Below are 23,451 nucleotides of genomic sequence, written 5' to 3' on the forward strand. Positions count from 1 at the left end.
GTCTCCCGCCTGCGGCCCGGGTCCGGGCCGTGGCCCGTACCCGGCCCCCTGCGCCCCCCGGGCGTGCCGGATTGGCCTATACCTGTCAAGTTCTGGACCAACATCCCGGCGCGGTTCGGCGACCCGCCCCGGGTTGAGGCTCGGCACCGTCGGCGTAGCGTGGAAAGAGGCCAGTGCCGGTGGCGGGCGGGACCGCTGCGAATCCGTGTGCGCCGAGCCGCGCCGCCGGCCCCAGGCGGGTCACGCCCTCGGGCGGGCTTGCGTCACAAGCGCACGAGGAGCGTCGGCCATGGGCAAGCCCTCAATGGACCACTTGCGGGAGCGGGTACGCGGCACGGTCATCACTCCCGACAGCGACGGCTACGACGAGGCGCGGAGGGTCCACAACGTCATGTTCGACCGGCGGCCCGCCGTCATCGTGCGCTGCGCCAACGCCGGTGACGTCATCTCGGCGGTGGAGTACGCGCGCGAGAACGGGCTCGACCTGGCGGTACGCGGTGGGGGCCACAGCGTCCCCGGCTTCGGCACCTGCGACGACGGCGTCGTCGCGGACCTGTCCGCCATGCGCTCGGTCCGGGTCGACCCGGGTCTGCGGACCGCCCGCGCGGAGGGCGGCGCCACCTGGGGCGACCTCAACGCCGCGACGTACGCCTTCGGGCTGGCCACGACCGGCGGCATCATCTCCACCACCGGCGTCTCGGGACTCACCCTGGGCGGCGGCATCGGCTACCTGTCCCGCGGGCTCGGCCTGAGCTGCGACAACCTCGTCTCGGCCGACGTGGTGACCGCGGACGGGCGGTTCCTCGTCGCCAGCGAGAAGGAGTACGACGACCTCTTCTGGGCCCTGCGCGGCGGCGGCGGCAACTTCGGCGTGGTCACCTCGCTCCAGTTCCGGCTCAGCCCGGTCAAGGACATCTACGGCGGCCCGATCTTCTACGACATCAAGGACGCCCCCGCCGTCCTGCACGCCTACCGCGAGCTGATCGCCGGCGCCCCGGAGGAACTGGGCGCCTTCCCCGCGTTCCAGATCGCCCCTCCCCTGCCGTTCATCCCCGAGGAACGGCACGGCAGGGTCCACATCGCCACCGTGAGCTGCTGGGCCGGCCCGCTCGAAGAGGGTGAACGCGCCCTGCGGCCGTTCCACGACATGGCGCCGGTCGTCGCCGAGCACGTCGGCCCCATGCCGTACCCGGCGCTCAACGAAGCCTTCGACGCCCTCGTGCCGCCGGGCCTGCAGCACTACTGGAAGGCCACCTTCGTCCGCGAGCTGACCGACGAGGCCATCGCGGCGCACACCCGGCACGCCCCCGGGCTCCCCGCCGTGAACTCGACGGTGCACATCTACCCGATCGACGGCGCCTGCCACCGCGTCGCCCCGGACGCGACGGCCTTCGCCTACCGCGACGCGTCCTTCGCCACCGTCATCGCCGGCATGTGGCCGGACCCCGCAGGCAACGAGGCCAACATCGCCTGGGTGCGCGACTACTACCAGGCCATCGCCCCGCTCTCGGAGGAGGGCGGCTACATCAACTTCATGGCCGGCGACGACCAGGAGCGGATCCGGGCCAACTACAGGGGCAACTACGACCGGCTGGTCGAGGTCAAGCGGACGTACGACCCCGGGAACCTGTTCCACCTCAACCAGAACATCAAGCCGTAGTCCGGACCGGGGCGCGCAAAACCGTGGTCCACGCGCCCCGGACGGCCGACGCCCCTGCTCAGCCGAAGCCGACGACGCCGTGCGGCTGGTACGGGCTCTCCAGGGCCTTCAGTTCGTCCTCGGTGAGACGCACGTCCAGTGCGGCGACGGCGTCCAGGAGGTGCTGCTCCTTGCCGGCACCGACGATCGGCGCCGTGATCCCGGGCTTCTGCAGCAGCCATGCCAGGGCGATCCGGGCCCGTGGCACCCCGCGCCGGGCCGCGATGTCGGCGACGGCCTCGACGATGACGCGGTCCTGCTCGTCGTAGAGGGTCCGGCCGAACTCGTCGGTCTCCTGGCGGGCGCTGACCGCGTCCCAGTCGCGGGTCAGCCGGCCGCGGGCGAGCGGGCTCCACGGGGTGACCCCGACGCCCTGGTCCGCGCAGAGCGGCAGCATCTCGCGCTCCTCCTCGCGGTAGAGGAGGTTGTAGTGGTTCTGCATGCTGACGAACTTCGTCCAGCCGTGGCGTTCCGCCGTGAACTGGGCCTTGGAGAACTGCCAGGCGTACATGGAGGACGCGCCGATGTACCGCGCCTTGCCCGCCTTGACCACGTCGTGCAGGGCCTCCATCGTCTCCTCGACGGGAGTGCGCGGGTCCCAGCGGTGGATGATGTAGAGGTCCACGTAGTCCGTCCCGAGGCGGCGCAGGCTCGCGTCGATCTCGGTGAGGACGGCCTTGCGGGACAGGCCGGCGCCGTTCGGGCCGGGACGCATGCGGCCGTGCACCTTGGTGGCCAGCACGATCTCCTCCCGGCGAGCGTACTCGGCCAGGGCGCGGCCCACGATCTCCTCGCTCGTGCCGTCGGAGTAGACGTTGGCGGTGTCGAAGAAGGTGATGCCCGCTTCGACGGCGCCACGGATCAGCGGGCGGGCGGCGTCCTCGCCGAGCGTCCAGGGGTGGTTGCCGCGGTCGGGTGCGCCGTAGCTCATGCAGCCCAGGCAGATCCGGGAGACGTCCAGGCCGGTGGTCCCGAGTTTCGTGTACTCCACGTTCGTGCCTCCGCGTGCTGGTGTGGTGGCGCCGGATGCCGAGCGGCGCCTTCGAGTATGCGGGTTTGTGGATCTTCGCACGACGATTCCGGCACAACGGAGGCCGAAACGGGCCTTACATCCGGTTTGCTACGGATCATTGCCCGATGGGCGGCTGCGGAGCGTCTGACCGGCGAGGGGCGTGTGCGATGTCACATGCCCCGATTTGAGATGTTCGCCATGCCTTTGACCTGCGACTTTCCGGAATTACCGGGTCCGCTTCCGGCGACTGCGCAGGTCAGGCCCTTGCATCCGCGGGAATGCTCCCGCAGAGTCCAGACGTATCCGGCCCCGGCCGCGAAGCGCGGCAGCCGGCTTTCCGGGCGGGGGCTAGCTGAAAGGGTCCTCGTCACACATGCGCAACCAGGCAAAGCACCGCCGCGGCCGCTCCCTGCGGCTCAAGCTGTCCGCCGCGGCTGTCGCCTCCGCCGCCGCGTTCGGCGGCACCGCGTGGGCACTCCAGCAGTCCGGCTCGGACGGCTCCGGGGCGGACCGCTCGTCCGCCTCGTCCAAGGTCCACGTCACCTCGATCGTGCCCGGCGCGTCCGGGCAGCCGCCGCACGGGCTGATCGAGGCCGACAGCGGCCACCGCGGCGCGGCCCCGAAGACGGAGCCGAAGAAGAGCACCAGCCCGTCGCCCTCGGCCTCCCCGTCGTCCCCGGCGCACACCGAGGCGCCCTCGGAGGGCACTGCCCCGGCCAAGGCCACGCAGCCCGCGAAGAACACGGCGAAGCCCACCAAGAAGCCCTCGAAGCCGAAGCCTCCGGCGAGCACGCCCACCCCGCGGCCGACCCACTCCACCACGCCCGCGGCCCCCTCCACACCGCCCGCGACGCCCACGCCGCCGCCGACGCACCCCACCGAGCCGGCGACCACTCCGCCCCCCACCACCGCGCCGCCGACCGACGCGCCGCAGGCACCGGCGGCCCCGTTCGCCGGAGCGCCGAAGCCCCAGGCCGCGCCCGTCCCGAGGAGCGCGCCCCCGCGCGTGGACTTCGAGGTGCCCCCGTTCGCGGCGGTGCCGCACCCGTACGGCCGGGGCCCCGGGCCCTGGCTCCTCCGCCCGGCGACCGCTCCCGAGCAGCCCGCGGACGCCGCTCCAAACGCCCCCGAAGGTGCGGGACCGGTCGGCTGAGAACCCGGCCGGGGTCGCCCGCGTGGGCCACCCCGGCGGGCCGTCGGGCCCGTTTCGCCGCCCCGGGCCGCACCGTGCCACGTAGCGTGGGCGTCCTACGGAAGCGAGGGCACCGGGGCATGGGTGACAAGAAGCGGCGGGACCGCCTGCCGCGCGGCGTGTACGAGCAGGAACTGCTGCGGCTGCAGGTCGAGTTGGTCAAGCTGCAGGAATGGGTGCGGGCCGAGGGGCGCAGGCTGGTCGTCGTCTTCGAGGGACGCGACGCGGCGGGCAAGGGCAGCACGATCAAGCGGGTCACGGAACACCTCAACCCGCGCATCGCGCGTATCGCGGCACTCCCCGCACCGACCGAACGCGAGCGCACGCAGTGGTACTTCCAGCGCTACGTCGACCACCTGCCGGCCGGCGGGGAGATCGTGCTGTTCGACCGGAGCTGGTACAACCGCGCGGGCGTCGAGCACGTGATGGGCTTCTGCACGCCGGAGGAGCACGTGCGCTTCCTGCACCAGTGCCCGATCTTCGAACGGCTGCTGATCGAGGACGGCATCCTGCTGCGCAAGTACTGGTTCTCCGTCAGCGACGCCGCGCAGGAGCAGCGTTTCCGGGCCCGGCTGGACGACCCGACCCGCCGCTGGAAGCTGTCGGGGATGGATCTGGAGTCCATCACGCGCTGGGAGGCGTACTCGCGGGCCAAGGACGAGATGTTCGTGCACACCGACATCCCCGAGGCGCCCTGGTACGTCGTGGAGAGCGACGACAAGCGCGCGGCGCGCATCAACATGATCGCCCATCTGCTGTCGAGCGTCCCGTACGAGGAGGTCCCGCTGCCGGCCATCGAACTGCCCCCGCGACCCCTGTCGACCGGCTACCAGCGCCCGCCGCGCGATCTGCAGACCTATGTGCCGGACCATGCGGCGGGACTGCGCTGACCGGCGCTCGTCGTTGCGTCGGGGATCCGTCGGGAAACCCGCCCGGAAACCGTCCCCGGCGTGCCCGGAAACACCCCCGGGACGGTCCCCGGCGAGGACGGGGACGGCCGGGCGAGCAGGTCACGGGGCCGGGCGCCGCACGTCCCGCCCCGGGCGCTCACGCGGCCGCCCGCGCCTTTCGCCCGCCCCCGCCGAGCTGGGCTTTCACCTCGGCCGGCCGTAGCGTCTCCCCATCGAGGAAGGGGATCTGATGGACCGCCGTATTCGGGGTGTCGACGACGTGCTGAGGCTCCTGGACGACCTGTTCGCGCCGGGGGCCGACCGCTGGACGGCGGGGGCGGCAGGATGGTGGGACGACTTCTACGCCGACCGGTCCCGGCCGGTGCCCTTCTTCGTGGACAAGCCGGACGAGAGCCTCGTGGCATGGCTCGACCGGGGCCTGATCGCGCCGGGCGGCCGCGCCCTGGACCTCGGCTGCGGTCCGGGCCGCAACGCGCTCCACCTGGCCGCCCGGGGATTCACGGTGGACGCCGTCGACCTCTCCCCCGCCGCGATCGCCTGGGCCGAGGACCGGGCCCGCGAGGCCGGAAGCGACGTCCACTTCCACCGCGGCGACGCATTCGCCCTGGCCGGGACCGTCCTGCGCGGCCCGTACGACCTGGTTCACGACTCGGGCTGCTTCCATCATCTGCCGCCGCACCGGCGCATCAGCTACCTGGCGCTGCTCGACGAGGTCCTCGCGCCCGGCGGTCATCTGGCGCTGACCTGCTTCGCGGCCGGCGGGATGGGGTCCGAGCTCTCCGACGCGGACTTCTACCGCGAGACCCGTCTTCACGGCGGCCTGGCCTACACACCGGAGGCGCTGCGCTGGATATTCGCCGGCCTGACGGAGGTCGAGCTGCGCCGCATGCGCGACGAGCCCCCGGAGTCCGCGTCCTTCGGTGCGGACTTCCTCTGGACCGCGCTCTTCCGCCGTCCCGACGGGGTCGTACCCGGCGGGTGACCCGCCCGGGTGATGGCGTACGGGGCCCGGACCGGGCACTCTGTGCGACATGCCGGAGGGGAGGATCCACATGGACGGTGCCCGGTTGACATCCTCACGTGGCGCGCGGGCATCCGCACGTCGCGCGCGAGCGCTCGCCGCCGCGCTGCTGGCCCTCGCGCTGGTGTCCGCCTGCGGCGGCTCCGGCCGCGACGCCTCCGCCGCACCGTCCCGTACGGCCTCCGGCAGGACCACCGCAGCGGCCACGACCCCGGCCGGCGAGTCGTCGGGCCCGGCCCCGTCCACCGCCGCGCCGCCACGGCGGATCAGCACGGCCGTGTACTTCCTGCACCACGGGAAGCTGTCGCCGGCGCCGCGCACGGTCAGCGGCCCGGCCACCGCCGCCGCGGCGCTGCGGGCCCTGCTCGCGGGACCGAACGGCTTCGAGCGCGGTCACGACCGGGCGACGGCGATCCCCACGGGGACCGCGCTGCGCTCGCTCGCCGTGCGCGACCGCGTCGCCACGGTCGATCTCTCGGGCCGCTACGACGACCCGGCCGGCGGCACGTCCGTGAAGGCCCGGCTCGCCCAAGTGGTGTTCACCGCGACGAGGTTCCCCGGCGTCGAGAAGGTGCGCTTCAGGCTGGACGGCAGGCCGGTGGCCGTCCTCGGCGGGGTGGACACCGGCCGTCCGCTCGGCCGCCCCGACTTCGAGGACCTCTCCCCCGCCGTCCTCGTGGAGTCGCCGCTCATCGGCGACACGGTCGGCACGCCGCTCCGCGTCCACGGCACCGCCAACACCTTCGAGGCCGAGTTCCGGCTGCGGATCTCCGACGGGGCCGGTCACCGGTCCGCCGATGTGCGCGTGTCGGCGACCTCGGGCAGCGGCACCCGGGGAACCTTCGACGTGACCGTGCCCTACCGCGCGGCGGGCCGGGGTCCCGGCACGCTCACGGCGTACGTCCTTTCCGCCGAGGACGGCCGGCAGGTCGTCGTCGACACGGTGCCGCTCACCCTCACGGGGTGACCGTTCGGCCGGAATCGGGGCCGGTCGGACCGTGCGCCGGCCGTCGTACGGGCCGAGACTGGAACCAGGAGCGCCGCGGCCCGGGTTCAGGAGGCTGGCATGAACACCACCCGGCAGCCGACGGCGGTGGGCGACGTGACGACGTGCAGGGTCGTCGCGGTGACCCGTCACGCGTCGTTCAAGGAGATCGTCCGGGCCCTGGAGCAGTGGCACGTCAGCGCGGTGCCGGTGGTGGAGAACGGCACGCGCGTCGTGGCTGTCGTCTCCGAGGCGGACCTGTGGCGCAAGGAGGAGCACCGGGAGAACGAGCCGCCCCCGATGGGCCCGCCGCACCGGCCCGGCAAGGCGTCCGCGGTCACCGCCGAGCAGTCGTTGACGACCCCGGCGGTCACCGTGCAGGGCGGGGCGACACTCGCCCGGGCGGCTCGCGCCATGGCGCGGCACCGGGTCAAGCGGCTGCCCGTGGTGGACGCCGAGGGCATGCTCACAGGCGTGGTCAGCCGCGGCGACCTGCTGAAGGTCTTCCTCCGGTCCGACGAGGACATCGCCCGCGACATTCGCGAGAACGTCGTCGTCGGGCTCTTCCCCGGAGCGTGGCGGTCCTTCGAGGTCGACCTCGTCGACGGTGTCGTCACCCTGAGCGGCCTGCTCGGGGACCGCGCGCCGGTGCCGGTGGCGGACCGGCTGGTGCGGCCCGTCGAAGGCGTCGTGGACGTGCGCTTCGAGCTCACGCCCGACCGGGTGTGAGGTGCGGCCCGGCGGCGGATGCGAGGTCCGCCGGTCGCGCCCACGCTGGGAGGGGAACACACCACAGCCCGAAGGAGCGGAACGCCATGAAGGCATGGGTCTTCCAGGGTCCGGGACAGGCCGCCTGGCAGGAGGTGGCCGATCCGGTCCTCCAGGACGCGAGGGACGCGATCGTCCGCGTCGACACGGTCGCCATCTGCGGCACGGACCTGCACATCCTCAAGGGCGACGTGCCGGACGTGCCGCCCGGTACGGTGCTCGGCCACGAGGCCGTGGGCGAGGTCGTCGAGACGGGTGACGGCGTCGACACCGTCCGGCCCGGCGACCGGGTGCTCGTCAGCTGCGTCTCCGGCTGCGGCCGCTGCCGCTTCTGCCGTGAGCAGGCCTACGGGCAGTGCCTGGAGGGCGGCGGCTGGGTGCTCGGGCACCTGATCAACGGCACGCAGGCGGAGTACGTGCGCGTACCGTACGCCGACACCTCGCTGCACGCGCTGCCGCACAACGTGAGCGACCAGGACGCCGTCCTGCTCGCCGACATCTTCCCCACCGCCTACGAGGTGGGCATCCTCAACGGCGGGGTGCGGCCGGGGGACACGGTCGCCGTGGTCGGCTGCGGCCCCATCGGCCTGGCCGCCATCGCGACCGCCCACCTGTGCTCCCCGCACACCGTCATCGCGGTCGACGTGGCCGCGGCCCGCCTGCAGGCGGCGAAGAACCTGGACGCCGAGGCCGTGGTCTCGGCGGGCGAACAGCCCGAGCAACTGGTCGCCGACCTCACCGGGGGCCTCGGCGCGGACGTGGTGATCGAGGCGGTCGGACTCCCGGAGACGTTCGAGATGTGCACGCGGATGGTGCGGCCCGGCGGCCGCGTGGCCAACGTGGGCGTGCACGGCCGGCCCGTCACGCTCCATCTGGAGGAGCTGTGGCAGCGCAACGTCACCATCACCACGGGACTGGTCGACACCTACTCCACACCCACGCTGCTGCGTCTGCTGGAAGCCGGGAAACTGCCCACCGCCCCGTTCGTCACACACACCTTCGAGCTGCCCGAGATGGCGGAGGCCTACGACGTCTTCGCGGCGGCCGCCGACACCGGCGCGCTCAAGGTCGCCCTGGGCGGGCCGCACCATGACGTCCTCGTGCCCAGGATCTGACCGGACCGGGCGTAAAGGGCACGTCAGGGACCACGCCGCCACTCTTGACGGAATCTTAACGGCGCGGAGCGGCGGTACGGGGATTCGGGCGCCGCCCGGTGCGTACGCTGACCAGGCCATCTCGTGGTGGCGGGAAACAGTGGCAGTACGTCAGGAGCATCGATGACCTCCCCCGTCCCTACGAGTCGCCTGCGCGCGTGGATGCTCGAGGGCCTGTCCGACATGGCCAAGCACCAGCAGGGCGGCCAGGCGGCGCCCGACAGCGGTCACCACGGTCAGCGCTGGTGGCGCGTGATGTGCCTGACGGGTGTCGACTACTTCTCCACGCTGGGCTACCAGCCCGGTATCGCGGCGCTGGCCGCGGGCCTGCTCTCGCCGGTGGCCACCATCGTTCTGGTGATCGTCACGCTGGCCGGCGCCCTGCCGGTCTACCGCCGGGTGGCCGAGGAGAGCCCGCACGGCGAGGGTTCGATCGCCATGCTGGAGCGGCTGCTGTCGTTCTGGCAGGGCAAGGCGTTCGTGCTGACGCTGCTGGGCTTCGCGGCCACGGACTTCCTGATCACGATCACGCTGTCGGCCGCCGACGCCTCCACCCACCTGGTGGAGAACCCGCATCTGAACAGCGTGCTGCAAGGGCAGCAGATGCTCATCACACTGCTGCTGGTCGCGCTGCTCGGCGCGGTGTTCATGAAGGGCTTCCTGGAGGCGATCGGTGTCGCGGTCGCGCTCGTGGGCATCTACCTGGCACTCAACGTGGTCGTCGTGATCGTCGGCATGTGGCACGTGGCCACCGCCGGCCATGTGGTCACCGACTGGTCGAGCGCGCTGACCGCGCAGCACGGCAACGTCCTGGTGATGGTCGGGGTGGCGCTGCTGGTCTTCCCGAAGCTCGCGCTGGGCCTGTCCGGCTTCGAGACCGGCGTGGCCGTCATGCCGCATGTGAAGGGCGACCCCTCCGACACCGAAGAGTGCCCCGCCGGGCGGATCCGCGACACGAAGAAGCTGCTCACCACGGCCGCCGTGATCATGAGCTGCTTCCTGATCACCACCAGCTTCATCACCACGCTGCTCATCCCCGCCGACGAGTTCAAGGCCGGCGGCCAGGCCAACGGCCGTGCGCTGGCCTATCTGGCGCACGAGTACCTGGGCAACGCCTTCGGCACCGTCTACGACGTCTCCACGATCTGCATCCTGTGGTTCGCCGGCGCCTCGGCGATGGCCGGCCTCCTCAACCTGATGCCGCGCTACCTGCCGCGTTACGGCATGGCGCCGCACTGGGCGCGCGCGGTGCGGCCGATGGTGCTGGTCTTCACCCTCGTCGCGTTCCTGGTCACATGGATCTTCGACGCGAACGTCGACGCCCAGGGCGGCGCGTACGCGACCGGTGTCCTGGTGCTCATCTCCTCCGCGGCGATCGCGGTGACCATCGCGTCCCGCAAGGCCCGGCAGCGCAACTGGACGATCGCCTTCGGCGTCATCTCCGCCGTCTTCCTGTACACCACCGTCGTCAACGTCATCGAGCGCCCGGACGGTGTGAAGATCGGTGCCTGCTTCATCGTCGGCATCATGCTGATCTCCCTGCTGTCGCGGCTGGCCCGCGCCTTCGAACTGCGCGTCACCGGCGTCACCATGGACGCGATGGCCGAGCGCTTCGTGCGGGACATCGCCCACCGCACGATCCGCTTCATCGCCAACGAGCCCGACAAGCGGGACGTCGCCGAGTACCGGGACAAGATCAAACAGATCCGGTCCGACAACGACCTGCCGGCCGAGGAGGACTTCGTCTTCGTCGAGGTGACCGTCGCCGACCCGTCGGAGTTCGAGGCGGGCCTGGTGGTCCGCGGCGAGGTCCTCCACGACCGCTACCGCGTCCTGACCCTGGAGAGCTCCTCCATCCCGAACGCGCTGGCGGCGTTCCTCCTGCACGTCCGCGACAGCACCGGGCAGCGTCCGCACATCTACTTCGAGTGGACCGAGGGCACCCCGTTCGCCAACTTCCTGCGCTTCTTCCTCTTCGGGCAGGGCGAGGTCGCCCCGGTCACGCGCGAGGTGCTGCGCGAGGCCGAGCCCGACCGCAGCCGCAGGCCCCACGTCCACGTCGGCTGAGCCTGCGCCGGGCGCCCGCGTCAGGGATGCGCAAAGACCCGGCGGGCGCTCGTCAGAGGGCCGTCAGGGCCGCACGGTCCGCGCGTGGCGCTGCCCTACGGTCGGCCCATGGAACGGCGAACGGCTCCCCGGCCCGCAGGACGCGGCACGATCGGTGACCGCCATTGGCGCGCGGATGTGCGGCGCGCGCTGGGCTGCGCCCTCGCCTTCCTGTGCCTGGCCGTGCCGCTCGACGCGGCCGCCGGCACGCTCACCCCGCAACGCGCGGGGCTGTGGCTGCTCCTGGCCGTGATCGTGCTCGCGCTGCTCTGCCCCTCCCGGGTGACCGCGGGCGACGGATGGCTGGCGGTGCGCGGCCCGCTGCGGAAGCGGCGGGTGCGGACCGACGCGCTGACCGTGGTCCGGCAGAGCCCCGGCGTCTCGCGGCACCTGATCCTGTGGGACGCGGACGGCCGGTGGCTGGAGCTCGATGCCCGGGTCCTGGAGGCGAACCCCCTGCTGTGGCACCGGCTGGAGGCGGACGCCCGCCGCTCCCGGCGCGACGGCATGCTGCGTGAGGGCGCCGAGGTGCTGGGGCGGCTGGGCGAGCGGATCGACGGCGCCGCGGCGCGCGGCGTGCTCCGGGCGTCCGGGATGACGTGACCGCCCGCGCCCGCCGGCCCCGTTCGCGGTCCGTGATCCGCGGTCCGTGGTCGGCGGTCAGTGGTTCGTCGTCCGCCGGTCGTCGTTTGCCGTACCTCGAGAAATGAGGCAGTCCGTGATCGATGGGCCGCATCGCGGTGTACCGCGCGCCGGGCGGAGCGGGGACCGGCGGGTGGTCGTCGGGGTGAGCGGTTCCCTCGGCAGTCTCGCCGCGCTGCACCGGGCGGTGGCGGAGGCCCGGTCCCGGTCCGCGGGGCTGCTGGTGGTACTTGCCTGGGAGCCGCCGCCCGAGGAGTTCGCGTACCGCCGGGTGCCCCTGCCGCCGGGGCCGGTCGACTGGGAGAGGGAGGCGCGGCAGCGGCTGCACGCGGCCCTGGACGACGCCTTCGGCGCCGCCTCCCGCCCCGACCTGCCCGACTTCCGTGCGGAGACCGGGCGTGGCCCCGCGGGGTACGTCCTGGTCAAGGCGGCCTGCCGGAGAGATGACCTGCTCGTGGTGGGCACGGGGTCGCGCGGTCCGCTGCCGCGTGCGCTGCGCGGTTCGGTCGCCCGTTACTGCGTCGCGCACGCGGCCTGCCCGGTGCTGGCCGTACCGCCGTCCCGGCTGCGCGCCGGGGTCTGAGCGGACGACGGCTCCGGGCCTCAGCCCCGCAGGTGGCCGAGGACGGTGCGCATCGCCCGTTCCACGGCGTGGCGTGCCTCGTCGGTGCGGTCGGTCGTCTCGAAGCCGTGGGTACCGTCGGGGACGTCCACCACCTCGACGTCGGCCCCTCCGTCCTTGGCGGCGGCGAGGAACTCCTCCACCGTCGCCGCGATCTCCGGCCGCTCCCGCCCCACCCGGGTGAGCACGATCGGCTGACCGCCCGCGCCCCGCACCGCGGCCGCGGGGCGGAAGCGAGAACCGGAGAGCCCCCAGGCGGGCAGCGGAGCGAGGACGGGGTAGGTGGCCGCGACGCAGCGCAGCCACCGCGGGGGCGCCGCCAGCCACTCCGCGGACAGCAGCCCACCGGCGGAGAAGAACCACAGCGCGACCCGGTCGGCGTCGACCCTCGGGTCGGCGCGGACGAGCTCCACCGCTTCCGCGAGGTCCTCGGCGGCGCGCGGGAAGTCACCGAGTTCGTGCAGCCGGTGGTCGAGCGTCACGCCGACGGCTCCGAGAGCTGCCGCGAGGCGGCCGTAACCGACGAAGGCCGACCAGTCGCGGGGCGTCGGCTGCGCGCCGCGGGGCACCGGGCCGCCGTGGACGAACAGCACGGCCGGCCGGGGGCCTTCGGCGTCCGGGAGGTACAGGTCGACCCGTCCGTGGCGCTCGCGGGGCCGCTCGGGCACGTCGAGGAGGAACGGACGCAGGTGTGCCGGCGCTTCGCCCGTCGCGACGATCCGGTGCCCTTCCCCGGCGGCGGCCTTGAGCAGGACCTCGGCGAGTTCCCCGGGGACGGAGAGCATCGGCCAGTGACCGGTGTCGAGTTCGAAGAAGGTCACCCGCGGATCCGTGAGCGCCTGGAGTTCCGGGTGCCCGAGGCCCACCAGCCCCTCCACCATGGCGATGCTCGATCCGTTTCCGGTGCACAGGACACCGGTCGTCGGCAGGGCGGCGGCCGCCCCCGACAGGCGCAGCGGCCGGGTGAGCGTCCCGGCCGGCTGCGGTGCGGCGTCGGCGGCGAGCCGGGCCAGCGCCGCGGCGGGGACACCGGCCGTACTGCCCCAGCGCTCCCACGCGCCGGGCGCCGGCGGGGCGACGCGCCACTCGCCGTCGCCTTCCCCGGGCGGGCCCGACAGCCGGTCGCGGAGCTCCTGGTCGGGCACCAGCTTCAGCGGCGGGTCGCCGTCCCGGGGCATGCCCGCGTCCAGGTGGACGACGCGGGCGATGCGGCCGGGCCGCCGGTCGGCGGCGGCGGCCACCGGGTGGATGCCGTAGCCGTGGCCGACCAGCACCACGTCCGCCGCGTCCAGGTCGTCGACGACCCGCAGCACGTCCTGGACGTGGGTCTCCAGGTCGGTGCCGGGCCCTGCCGGGCGGCGGTGGTCGCCCATGCCGGTGAGGGTCACCGGGTGGGCCCCGGCGCCCGCCTCACGCAGCCGGCCGGCGACGTCCTCCCACACCCAGCCGCCCGTGTGGGCCTCGGGAACGAGTACGAACACGGTCATGTGTGCCTCCCCGCACGCGATGGTCCGCGGACCGGCCGTCCCGCCCGTCCGCGCTCGCCGGTACGGTAGGAGCTCCCCCTGAGGGAGGTTCAAGCGGTGGAAGCCGACAGCACGTTGAGCATCGGGGAGCTCGCCGAGCGGGCCGGTGTCTCCGTCAAGACCGTCCGTTTCTACTCGGACCGCGGACTGCTGCCCGAGTCCGCCCGCAGCGCGGGCGGCCACCGCCGCTACGCCCCCGAGGCGCTCGCCCGGCTGCGCCTGATCCGCTCCCTGCGCGCCCTGGACCTGCCGGTGCCGGACGTGGGCCGCGTCCTGGACCACGAGGACGCCCTGGAGGGCGCAGTCGCGGGGCACTTGCGCACTCTGGGCTCCCAACTGGCCGCCCTGCGCTGGCGGGAGGCCGCCCTGCGGCTGCTGCAGGACTGCACCGCCGAGGAACGCGCCGAGCGGCTGGAGCTCGTCGGTGCCGTCCCCGTACCGCCGAGCACCGACTCGATGGCCCGCTTCTGGCGCCGCTGGCTGCAGCCCGCGCGGCTGCCCGCCCCCGTGCTGAGCCGGGTCGTCGAACTCGCCGTACCGCAGCCGCCGGACGAGCCGAGCCCGGCGCAGGTGCTGGCCTTCGCCCGGCTGCACGTCTTCACCTCGGCCTCCTGCCCGCCCGGCGACGTGCGCAGGCTCGCGGCGCACCGGCCCGACGCGGGCCCCCGTCCGGCCGCCCTGTACGAGGGGCTCTACGAGGCCTACGAGCTGGCCGCGCCGGACGTGCTGGCCGGCCGCGCGCCGGGCGCGGGCGAGGCGCTCGACTGCTTCGTCACCGCCCACGCGCAATCGTTCGGCGCGCGCGACACCCCCCACTTCCGCCGCCGGCTGAGCGGCATGCTCGCCGTGGAGCCGCGCATCGACCGCTACTGGCAGCTCGTGGGCGAGCTGAGGGGCCCCGGACAGCCGACCCCGGGCGCCTCCCACACCTGGTTGCGCTCCGCGCTGGAGGGCCAGGTCACAGCGCGGTGAGGATACGCGGGCCCTCCTCCGTGACGGCGACGGTGTGCTCGAAGTGGGCGGCGCGGCTGCCGTCCTCGGTGTGCAGCGTCCAGCCGTCGGGGGCCGTGCGGTAGCCCGCGCGTCCCCCGGCCATCAGCATCGGCTCGATGGCGAGGGTGAGCCCGTGTCGCAGCGGGTAACCACGGCCGGGCCGACCCTGGTTGGGCACATGGGGGTCCTCGTGCATCCGGCGGCCGATGCCGTGGCCGCCGAAGTCCGCGGGCATGCCGCACCGGGCCTCGCGGGCGACGGCGCCGATGGCGTGCGAGATGTCGCCGACGCGGTTGCCGACGGTGGCCGCGGCGATCCCGGCGTCGAGGGCCCGCCGGGTGGCCTCGATGAGCCGTACGTCCGCGGGGCGGGGCGTGCCGACGGTGAAGCTGATCGCGGCGTCGCCGGTCCAGCCCTCCAGTTCGGCGCCGCAGTCGACGCTGACCAGGTCGCCGTCCCGCAGCCGGTAGGCGGTGGGGATGCCGTGCACGACGGCGTCGTTGACGGAGGTGCAGAGCACCGCGGGGAAGGGCGTGGGGGCGAACGACGGCCGGTAGCCGAGGAACGGCGACCGCGCGCCCGCCGCGTCCAGGACGGCTCGGGCCGCCTCGTCCAGTTCCCGCAGCGACACGCCGACGCGCGCCGCCTCGCGGGCGGCGGCGAGCGCCTGGGCCACGACGCGTCCGGCCTCCCGCATGGCCGCCAGCGCGGCATCCGTCTTGATCTCCACCATGTCCGTGGCTCCTCGTCCGGTCCCCTGAGTGCACCCAATTCTTATACCGGTATTAGTATCACGGACATGGTGCGAACCCCCCTGACCCCCTGGGAACGGCAGCGCGGCGAGCGCTTCGGTGCACTGCTGCGGCAGGCCCGCGGCGACCGCAGCATGGTGGAGGTCGCCGCGGCGGCCGGCGTCTCCGCCGAGACCCTGCGCAAGATCGAGACGGGCCGAGCCCCCACTCCGGCCTTCTTCACCGTCTCCGCGCTGGCCGCGGCGCTCGACATCTCGCTGGACGGGCTGGCCGCGGCCTGCGTGCCCGACGTCGACGGCACGGAAGACGGGCAGGCCCTGTCGGCGTGACCGGCCCGAGGGGTCGCGTCACCCCACGGGCCCCGGACCTCAATGCGGTGCCGGGGACGCGGCCGCCAGCCGCGGATCGGTGACGCCGCCCGGGCATGCCTCCTTGGCGGCGTCCCAGCCGGCGCGTCGGGCGCCGGCCTGGAAGGCGCCGTCGAGGAAGCCGAGCACCGTCTCCCGGGGGCGGGCGGCGGCGCGGGCGGCGTCGTACTCCAGGATCGCCAGATGGCTGCCGGCGCGCGGGTGCCAGTACGCCGCGGCCGGTTCGAGCGGCTCGCCGGCGAGACCGTCCGGCTCCGGCGCGGTGTAGGAGTAGAAGGCCGGTACGGGGAACGACGGATCGCCGAACCAGAACCCCGCGCTGATCACCTCCCGCGAGTAGGCCTCGCGGGTCACGGGGTCGGCCGAGGCGGGTTGCTCGACCTCCCGCGGGGAGAACCGGGTCACCGCGATGTCGAAGGTGTGCCAGAAGTGGTGGACCGGGCTGGTCTTGCCCGACCAGCGGGCCGCGTACTCCTCGAGCACCAGGTTGACCTGCGAGAGCACCTGCCAGTACCGGGTGACGTTGGCCGGGTCGTAGCCGCGGTGCTCCTCGTCGTCGGCGAACGGGCGCCCCGCGTCGGGCAGGTCGAAGGGATACGGGACGGCGATGTCCACCTCGATGCCCAGCGCGTCGAAGGCGCCCCGCAGCCGCCGGTGGAACTCGCCCACCGACAGGCCGGGCAGGTGGAAGGAGTACTCCGCGCCCTCGCCGGTCGTGACGATCAGGCGGTGCGCGACGAGGTCGAAGTCGACGCAGAAGAAGTCGCCTTCGTCGGTGAGGCCCATGGGGCGCGTGGTGATGCCCCGGCCGGTGAGGTGGAAGGGCACGTTCCACCAGTGGTTGCGGCGCGGCGAGGCCGCGAGGCGCACCTTGCCGACGATCTGGGCGAACCGGTGCAGCGTCTCCTTGCAGGGCCGCCAGGACTCGTACGGGATCGGCGGGAAGAGCTCCATACGACCTCCTCACCCGTCCCAGTGTGGCCGGGCACGGACGGGCCCGCGAGTCGTGGTCTGCGGCGCCTCAGCCGCCGAAACCGCCGCCGTCACCGAAACCGCCGCCGTCACCGAAACCGCCTCCGCCGAAGTCGCCCGGGTCGAAGTCGGCCCCCGAGTAGTCGCCGCCCTGCTGGTCCGGCAGCCCGCCGCCGAAGTCGTCCCCGTACCCGTACGGAGCGCCGAGGGAGCTGCCGAGGAGGGTGCCCACGAGCAGGCCGGGCAGCAGTCCGCCGCCGAAGTAGCCGTGCGCCCAGGGGCCGTAGACGGGGCCGGCCTCCCAGTACGGACGAGGGCCCTGGGGCGTGGCCACCCGGCGGACCATGGGCTCCTGGCCGTCGGCGAGCCGGGCGGCGTCGGCGGCGCACACCGGTACGGTCCGCTCGGCCCCGCCGCCCTCGGGGGTCCACGGCACGTCCCTGAGCGAGGGACCGTGCCGGGGATCGAAGAAGCACGGCGGTCGGCGCTCGGGCAGCGGCCTGCCGTCGATGCGCGCCTCCAGGGTGGCGAGCGCGAAGCGTCCCTCCTCCAGGGCCCGGCTGACGGGCTGGACGTCGCCGGGGGAACGCGCCCTGTCCATCGCGGCCTTCGCGGTGTCGTAGGCGTCCAGGGCGCGGGTGTAGTCCTCGCGCATGGCGTCGCCGGCCACCGGGCCGTTCGGGTCGAAGCCGATCCTGCTCAGCTCCTCGCCGAAGGCGGTGATGTCCTCGTCCACCACGGGGCGCAGCTCGTCGAGCCGGGCCCTGTCCCGCTCCTCCCTGCGCCGCTTGGCGCGCCGGGACAGCAGGAGGACGCCGCCGCCTCCGACGACGACCACAGCGGCGAGCGCGATGAGCAGGGCGGGCCCGCCGCTGCCCGTGCCGACCCCGACGGAGTCGCCGCCCCAGGACGCCGGGGCGTGGCCGCGCGCCTGCGGCAGGGCCTGGTCCACGAAGTCGGTGACCATCGCGGCGGGGTCGCCGGCGCCGGAACGCCGCACGGCGCCGGTCAGGTTCTCCACGGCGTTGTGCGACATCACGACGGAGTCCGCGCCGGCGTCGAAGCGGTCACCGAGGGCGACGGCGTACACGCCGGTGATGCCGACCTTGGTGCGCAGGTCCCGGAGGAGGGTCGCCGAGTCGAAGTCCGCACCGGCCGGGAGCACGGCGACGAAGACCGGCCGGTCCGCCTTCTCGATGCGTCCGGCCAGGGTGCCGGCCTCGGCCGGCGGCAGTACGTCACGGGCCCGCGGGTCGACGTACACGGGAGTGCCGCGCAGGGCCGCCGCGGCGGCGTCGAGGCCGTCGGCCGCACGTGCCCCGGGACCCGTCGCGAGGGCGAGGCAGAGCACGGCGCAGATCACGGCGAGTACCGGCGCGAGGCGGAGGATCCGCCGGACGGTCCCCATGGCTACGACGCTAACGCAGATCGGGTGTGCGCGGTGCTGCGCGGACCGCCGCTCCCCAGGCAATCCCCCGGTTCTCCGCTAGGCTGTTTTGTCAGAATTGATCCATATTGACCGAGTGCCGTCGACGGGTGGCGAGTGGCAGCGGTGGATCGGCGGACAGCGCCTCATGCCCAGGGATGGGTCGTCGCGGTGGACATACAGCAGCCGGCGAAGCGTGTCGATCAGCCCCAGACGGCGGTGGGGCAGGCAGGTGTGTTCCGCGACCTGCTGCCCATCGCGATGTGGCGGATCGACTCCGAGGGGCGCATCACCCAGTGGTCGCTCGCCGCCCAGGAGCTGTTCGGTCACACGGCGGAGGAAGTGCTCGGCCGCAGCGCGACACCTCTGCTGGTGCCCGTGGCGAACTGGGAGCTGGCCGACGAGCTGACGCGCAGGGTCCTGTCGGGCGAGGCCGTCGTGGGCACGCTCCCCGTGCGCCACCGCGACGGTCATCTGGTGACCATGGAGATGTGGATCTGCCCCAGCGCGGACCCGCAGGGCCGCACCGGCCTGCTCGGCATCGCCGCCGAGACCTCCGCCGTGCTGCGCATGCGCGACTCCCTGGCGGCGCTGGAGGGCCTGTTCACCCAGTCCCCCATCGGCCTGGCCATGCTCGGCCCCGATCTGCGCTACGTACGGGTCAACGACGCCCTGGCCCGCATGAACGGGGTCCCCGCGGCCCAGCACGTCGGCAGGCGGGTGAGCGAGGTGGTGCCCGGCCTCAACACCATGGCGCTGGAGACCGTGATGCGGCAGGTGCTCGCCCGCGGCGAGCCCGTCGTGGACTTCCGGGGCCTCGGGCGCACGGGGGCCGGCCCCGATGAGCGGGTGTGGTCGTGCTCCTTCTCGCCGCTCCTGGGCAGCGGCGGCCGCCGCCTGGGCGTGATCGCCACCCTCATCGACATCACCCGCGAGGAGCGGGCGCAGGCCCAGGCCACCCGCGGAAGGCAGCGGCTCGCGCTGCTCGCCGAGGCCGGCACCCGCATCGGCACCACCCTGGACCTGCGGCAGACCGCCGAAGAGGTCGTGCAGGTGCTGGTGCCCCGGGTGGCCGACTCCGCCGACCTGCACCTGCTGGAGGAGGTCATCGACCCGGACGAGGCAGCGACCGCGTCCGCCCACGGCATGGTGCGCCGCATCGCCGTCTCCTTCGCCGACCCGGCGGCGCCGGTACAGGAGCTGGCCGTCGGCATGACGCACCACGTCCCCCGCGCGTCGGCGTACGGGCAGGTCATGATCGAGGGGCGCCCCCTGAGGCTGACCAGGGCCGACATACCCAGACTGGTCCCCGGCCCCGAGTACGAGCGGCTCAGGGACTATCTGCACACCCTCGGGTCGGCCCGTATGGTCCCGCTGGTGGCCCGCGGCACGGTACTGGGCATCGTGATGGTCACCCGCTCCCGCAGGCGCGAGCCCTTCGACGACCAGGACAACCTGCTCATCGACGAACTGGCCGCACGGGCGGCGCTCAGCATCGACAACGCCCGCATGTACTCCGCCCAGCGCCGCGCCGCCCTCACCCTGCAGCGCAGCCTCACCAACACCCCGCTGCCCGTGGTGCCCGGCCTGCAGCTCGCCGGCCGCTACCTGCCCGCCAGCGACCAGGAGGTCGGCGGCGACTGGTACGACGTCATCGCGCTGCCCGGCGACAGGACCGGGCTCGTCATCGGCGACGTCATGGGCCACGGGGTGCACGCGGCCGCCGTCATGGGGCAACTGCGGACGACCGTGCGCACGCTGGCGCGGCACGACATCCCCCCGGTCGAGCTGCTCCGCTCGCTGGACGCCGCCGTGGCCGACGTCGGCGAGAACGAGATGGCGACCTGCGTCTACGCAGTCCACGATCCGGCGGACGGCAGCTGCCTGGTCGCCCGCGCCGGTCATCCGCCGCCCGCCGTGGCCGGCGGCGGGGGCGAGGTCGCCTTCCTGGACGGGCCGAGCGGCACGCCCCTCGGCGTGGGCCGGCGGGACTTCCAGACCGAACGGGTGCCGCTGCCCCCGGGCAGCCTGCTGGTCCTCTACACCGACGGCCTGATCGAGGCCCGCGACCGCAACCTCGACCAGGGGATGCGGCAACTCGCCCGGGCGCTGCGCGACCTCGACCAGCCGCTGTCGCGGATCTGCGACCGCGTTCTCGGCCGGTTGCTGCCCCGGGGGGCCCAGGACGACGTGGCGATGCTGCTCGCCCGGCCGCTCCACCCCTCCGCCCGCCATGGCGACCCGCACTGAGCCCGGCACGGCGGCCGGCACGGCGGCCTGCGGAGCGGCCGGCGGGGCACGCGGGATCGGCCGGGCGGGCCGATACTGGAGCTGTGCCCCCATGGGCGCCCCTCCCGAGCCCCGGCGGGGAACCACCCCAGGTGACGCCGCTCGCCCGGTTTCCCCGCACGTGCGACGGTGGTAGCGATGGACACTCCGGCCAAGACGTTCAGCGACTCACCGGAAGACCCGTTCTCGGTGCATCGCTCTGCGTCGGTGGTCCTGGGCGACGACGGCACGATCGTCGGCTGGAGCCGGCATGCCGAGAGGCTGCTCGGCCACCGGGCGGAGGACGTCCTCGGGCAGGCGGCACCCGCTCTCCTCATCCACCCTGGTGACCGGCGCGCGGTGACGCACGCGGCGGCGGCCTGCGTCCGGGACGGCGGCTGGTTCGGGGTCTTCACGGTGCTGCACCGAGACGGGCACCGCATGGATGTGGGCTGCCGGGCCCGTGCGATGGTCCGTCCCGACTCGGCTCGCGAATGGTTCCTGGTCGTCGCGCCCGCCCGGGAGGTGATCCAGTGGGAGACCGACCGGTGGGTCCTGGACGGGCTCTTCCGCCGCTCCCCGATCGGCCTGGCGGTGTACGCGCCCGACCTGACCTTCCTGCGCGTCAACAGGGCCATCACCAAGTTCAGCGGGGTCCCCACCGACGCCCACCAGGGCCTGCGCACCGGGGACTTCCTCTACGAGCCGGACGCCGACGCGGTCGACCGCCAGCTGCGGCAGGTGCTCGAGACGGGCCGCGCCTCGATCTTCGCCGAGCAGCCCTGCCGGCTGCGCGGCGATCCGCAGCGCGAACTGTACGTCTCGATCTCGGCGTTCCGGATGCAGGACGCCAACGGCCATGTGCTCGGGGTGACCCAGACCATCGAGGACGTCACCCAGCGCTACCAGGCCCGTCGCAGGCTGGCGCTGCTCAGCGAGGCCGGGGCCCGCATCGGCACCACGCTCGACGTCGGCCGTACCGCCCGCGAACTGGCCGAGGTGGCCGTGCCGGACCTCGCCGACAGCGCCTCCGTCGACCTGCTGGAGGCCGTGCCCCAGGGCGACGAGCCCGCCCAGGACCGCTTCGGATCGGTCTGCCGCGCGGCGGTCCAGTCCGTCTTCCCGGACACCGCCCAGGTGATGTACCCGGTGGGCCACAAGATCCGCATCCCCGCGGGTTCGACGCAGGCGAGAGCGCTCGCCGAGGGCCGTCCGGTCTTCGAGACGGACATGGACCGGGCGCTCGCCTGGCTGGAGGACGACCCCGCGCGGGCCCGCGCCGCCCGCGACGTGGGCGCGCACTCCCTCATGGTGGTGCCGCTCGTGGCCCGCGGGCTCGTGCTCGGGCTGATCAGCCTGTGGCGGACGCAGCGGCGTGAGCCCTTCGAGGCCGACGACCTCACCCTCGCCGGGGAGTTCGCCTCCCGCGCGGCCCTGAGCATCGACAACGCCCGCCGCTACACCCAGCAGCACCAGGCGGCGCTCACCCTGCAGCACAGCCTGCTCCCCGGGGACGTGCCCCGGCATCCCGCCGCCGAGGTCGCCCATCGCTACCTGCCCGCCAACACCGCGACCGGCGTCGGCGGCGACTGGTTCGACGTCATCCCGCTGTCCGGGCTCCGGATCGCCCTCGTGGTGGGCGACGTCGTCGGCCGCGGCCTGCACGCCGCGGCCACCATGGGCCGGCTGCGCACCGCGGTGCACACCCTGGCCCACCTGGACCCCACCCCGGACGAGGTCCTCTCCCACCTCGACGACCTCGTGGACCGGTTGGCCTCGGAACAGCGCGCGGCCGAGGACAACGCCCCTCCCGTCGTCGGCGCGACCTGCCTCTACGCCGTCTACGACCCGGTCTCCCGGCGCTGCTCGCTCGCCCGGGCCGGGCATCCGCCGCCCGCGCTCGTCACCCCGGACGGCCGGGCGGGCATCGTCGACGTCCCCGCGGGCCCGCCGCTCGGCCTCGGCGGTCTCCCCTTCGAAGCCGCCGAACTCGACCTGGCCGAGGGCAGTGTGCTCGCGCTCTACACCGACGGCCTCCTCGGCACCCGCGACCGCGACCTGGACGACAGCCTGGCGATGCTGTGCGGGGCGCTCACCGCGCCCGCCGGTTCCCTGGAGGAGACCTGCACCGCCGTCGAGGACACCCTGCTCAAGGGACGCCGCGCCGGTGAGGCGGCCGACGACGTCGCCCTCCTCATCGCGCGCACCCGTGTGCTCGCGCCGGAGCAGGTCGCCACGTGGGAGCTGCCCCCGGACGCCACCGCCGCCGGACAGGCCCGCACGCTCGCGGAGTCCCAGCTCGCCGAGTGGGGGCTGGAGGACGCCGCCTTCGTGACCGAACTGATCGTCAGCGAGCTGGTCACCAACGCCTACCGGTACGCCGGCGGGCCCATCACACTGCGGCTGATCCGCGACAGCCACCTCATCTGCGAGGTCTCCGACACCAGCAGCACCTCCCCGCACCTGCGCCGGGCGCAGACGACGGACGAGGGCGGGCGCGGCCTGTTCCTGGTGGCTCAGCTCAGCGAGCGGTGGGGCACCCGCTACACGCGCGAGGGCAAGACGATCTGGACGGAGCAGCCGCTGCACGCGGCCTTCTGAGCCTCGGTGCGGCACGCTCCCCCGCCATGACGCACGCGCCTCCCACGGCACCGAGGGTCCCGGCGGACGGCTCCCTGTGGTCGCGTTGCGGATCTTCGCCGACGGCGGCGGGGTGCGCGCCGGGGCCCGCCTCCCGGCTCGCGCGCATCGCCCCGCAGGCCATCCGGCGTCCGCCATTCGGCGTGGCCGCCCCTCAGGGCAGCAGGGGCCGCCCCTCGATGGCCGCCGCGAAGTGCTCCTGTCCGAGGGCGTCGTGGCCGTGCTCGGCGGTGAACGCGCGTATGCGGCCGAGGGGCGAGTCGGGGGGCGGCGGCTCCTCGCTGATCGTGAAGCCGAGGTTCATCGCCCAGAAGGCCGCGCCGACGTCCTGGGGGTCGTTCATGTCCATACGCGCACACTAGGCCGGGGGTGTGACAGTCACGCACCGAGCGAC

At 73.8% G+C, this 23,451-nt stretch carries 20 protein-coding genes; 14 read left to right on the forward strand and 6 right to left on the reverse strand.

Going from position 1 to position 23,451, the window contains the following annotated elements; genetic code table 11:
- Positions 1-289 precede the first annotated feature (289 nt).
- Positions 290-1,660 (forward strand): FAD-binding oxidoreductase, encoded by a 1,371-nt coding sequence (locus ACWDAS_RS22085; RefSeq protein ID WP_450393439.1) that lies wholly within the window; start codon positions 290-292, stop codon positions 1,658-1,660.
- A 58-nt stretch (positions 1,661-1,718) separates the two neighbouring features.
- On the opposite strand, the gene ACWDAS_RS22090 is transcribed toward ACWDAS_RS22085, so the two are convergent.
- Positions 1,719-2,690, reverse strand: coding sequence for an aldo/keto reductase (locus ACWDAS_RS22090; RefSeq protein WP_450393442.1), 972 nt, complete (start codon positions 2,688-2,690; stop codon positions 1,719-1,721).
- 394 nt (positions 2,691-3,084) lie between these two features.
- Between ACWDAS_RS22090 and ACWDAS_RS22095 the strand changes: the two genes are divergently transcribed.
- The 9 genes from ACWDAS_RS22095 to ACWDAS_RS22135 all read left to right on the forward strand — a co-directional run bounded on the left by ACWDAS_RS22095 (position 3,085) and on the right by ACWDAS_RS22135 (position 12,073).
- The gene (locus tag ACWDAS_RS22095; protein ID WP_450393444.1) at positions 3,085-3,864 is read left to right on the forward strand and encodes a hypothetical protein; all 780 of its coding nucleotides are present in this window, start codon (positions 3,085-3,087) and stop codon (positions 3,862-3,864) included.
- A gap of 119 nt (positions 3,865-3,983) precedes the next feature.
- Positions 3,984-4,793, forward strand: coding sequence for a polyphosphate kinase 2 (gene ppk2, locus ACWDAS_RS22100; RefSeq protein ID WP_450393447.1), 810 nt, complete (start codon positions 3,984-3,986; stop codon positions 4,791-4,793).
- Positions 4,794-5,043: 250 nt separating this feature from the next.
- A complete protein-coding gene (locus ACWDAS_RS22105; RefSeq protein ID WP_450393450.1) occupies positions 5,044-5,796 on the forward strand; it encodes a class I SAM-dependent methyltransferase in 753 nt (250 codons plus the stop codon).
- 85 nt (positions 5,797-5,881) lie between these two features.
- Positions 5,882-6,802, forward strand: a complete 921-nt coding sequence (locus ACWDAS_RS22110) for a GerMN domain-containing protein (protein ID WP_450393453.1) — start codon at positions 5,882-5,884, stop codon at positions 6,800-6,802.
- Positions 6,803-6,901: 99 nt separating this feature from the next.
- On the forward strand, positions 6,902-7,549 hold the full coding sequence (locus ACWDAS_RS22115) for a CBS domain-containing protein (RefSeq protein WP_450393456.1): 648 nt from the start codon (positions 6,902-6,904) through the stop codon (positions 7,547-7,549).
- An 86-nt stretch (positions 7,550-7,635) separates the two neighbouring features.
- Positions 7,636-8,703, forward strand: a complete 1,068-nt coding sequence (locus tag ACWDAS_RS22120) for a zinc-dependent alcohol dehydrogenase family protein (RefSeq protein ID WP_450393459.1) — start codon at positions 7,636-7,638, stop codon at positions 8,701-8,703.
- 162 nt (positions 8,704-8,865) lie between these two features.
- The gene (locus ACWDAS_RS22125) at positions 8,866-10,809 is read left to right on the forward strand and encodes an amino acid transporter (RefSeq protein ID WP_450393461.1); all 1,944 of its coding nucleotides are present in this window, start codon (positions 8,866-8,868) and stop codon (positions 10,807-10,809) included.
- Positions 10,810-10,917: 108 nt separating this feature from the next.
- The gene (locus ACWDAS_RS22130; protein WP_450393464.1) at positions 10,918-11,451 is read left to right on the forward strand and encodes a hypothetical protein; all 534 of its coding nucleotides are present in this window, start codon (positions 10,918-10,920) and stop codon (positions 11,449-11,451) included.
- Between the two features lie 103 nt (positions 11,452-11,554).
- Positions 11,555-12,073 (forward strand): universal stress protein, encoded by a 519-nt coding sequence (locus tag ACWDAS_RS22135; protein ID WP_450393467.1) that lies wholly within the window; start codon positions 11,555-11,557, stop codon positions 12,071-12,073.
- A gap of 20 nt (positions 12,074-12,093) precedes the next feature.
- Here ACWDAS_RS22135 and ACWDAS_RS22140 read toward each other — a convergent pair whose 3' ends face one another.
- On the reverse strand, positions 12,094-13,599 hold the full coding sequence (locus ACWDAS_RS22140) for a dienelactone hydrolase family protein (protein ID WP_450393469.1): 1,506 nt from the start codon (positions 13,597-13,599) through the stop codon (positions 12,094-12,096).
- A 96-nt stretch (positions 13,600-13,695) separates the two neighbouring features.
- Here ACWDAS_RS22140 and ACWDAS_RS22145 point away from each other — a divergent pair, with 96 nt between their 5' ends.
- The gene (locus ACWDAS_RS22145; RefSeq protein WP_450393472.1) at positions 13,696-14,610 is read left to right on the forward strand and encodes a helix-turn-helix domain-containing protein; all 915 of its coding nucleotides are present in this window, start codon (positions 13,696-13,698) and stop codon (positions 14,608-14,610) included.
- On the opposite strand, the gene map is transcribed toward ACWDAS_RS22145, so the two are convergent.
- On the reverse strand, positions 14,597-15,364 hold the full coding sequence (map, locus tag ACWDAS_RS22150; RefSeq protein ID WP_450393475.1) for a type I methionyl aminopeptidase: 768 nt from the start codon (positions 15,362-15,364) through the stop codon (positions 14,597-14,599). The two genes, ACWDAS_RS22145 and map, sit on opposite strands and share 14 nt — an antisense overlap.
- A 66-nt stretch (positions 15,365-15,430) precedes the next feature.
- Here map and ACWDAS_RS22155 point away from each other — a divergent pair, with 66 nt between their 5' ends.
- The gene (locus ACWDAS_RS22155; RefSeq protein ID WP_450393478.1) at positions 15,431-15,712 is read left to right on the forward strand and encodes a helix-turn-helix domain-containing protein; all 282 of its coding nucleotides are present in this window, start codon (positions 15,431-15,433) and stop codon (positions 15,710-15,712) included.
- A gap of 39 nt (positions 15,713-15,751) precedes the next feature.
- Here ACWDAS_RS22155 and ACWDAS_RS22160 read toward each other — a convergent pair whose 3' ends face one another.
- The gene (locus tag ACWDAS_RS22160) at positions 15,752-16,705 is read right to left on the reverse strand and encodes a DUF5996 family protein (RefSeq protein WP_450393481.1); all 954 of its coding nucleotides are present in this window, start codon (positions 16,703-16,705) and stop codon (positions 15,752-15,754) included.
- A 67-nt stretch (positions 16,706-16,772) separates the two neighbouring features.
- Entirely contained in the window at positions 16,773-18,131 is a 1,359-nt protein-coding gene (locus ACWDAS_RS22165; RefSeq protein WP_450393484.1) for a hypothetical protein, read from the reverse strand.
- 189 nt (positions 18,132-18,320) lie between these two features.
- Here ACWDAS_RS22165 and ACWDAS_RS22170 point away from each other — a divergent pair, with 189 nt between their 5' ends.
- Together ACWDAS_RS22170 and ACWDAS_RS22175 are read left to right on the forward strand one after the other, a co-directional pair.
- Positions 18,321-20,399: a SpoIIE family protein phosphatase gene (locus tag ACWDAS_RS22170; RefSeq protein WP_450393487.1), complete on the forward strand. Its 2,079-nt coding sequence runs from the start codon at positions 18,321-18,323 to the stop codon at positions 20,397-20,399.
- A gap of 177 nt (positions 20,400-20,576) precedes the next feature.
- Positions 20,577-23,018 carry a SpoIIE family protein phosphatase gene (locus tag ACWDAS_RS22175; protein WP_450393490.1) on the forward strand — a complete coding sequence of 814 codons (2,442 nt, stop codon included), beginning with the start codon at positions 20,577-20,579 and terminating at the stop codon, positions 23,016-23,018.
- A 193-nt stretch (positions 23,019-23,211) separates the two neighbouring features.
- Here ACWDAS_RS22175 and ACWDAS_RS22180 read toward each other — a convergent pair whose 3' ends face one another.
- Positions 23,212-23,406, reverse strand: coding sequence for a hypothetical protein (locus tag ACWDAS_RS22180; protein WP_450393492.1), 195 nt, complete (start codon positions 23,404-23,406; stop codon positions 23,212-23,214).
- Between the last annotated feature and the right edge of the window lie 45 nt (positions 23,407-23,451).

The sequence above is a fragment of the Streptomyces sp. NPDC001070 genome, assembly GCF_053598835.1.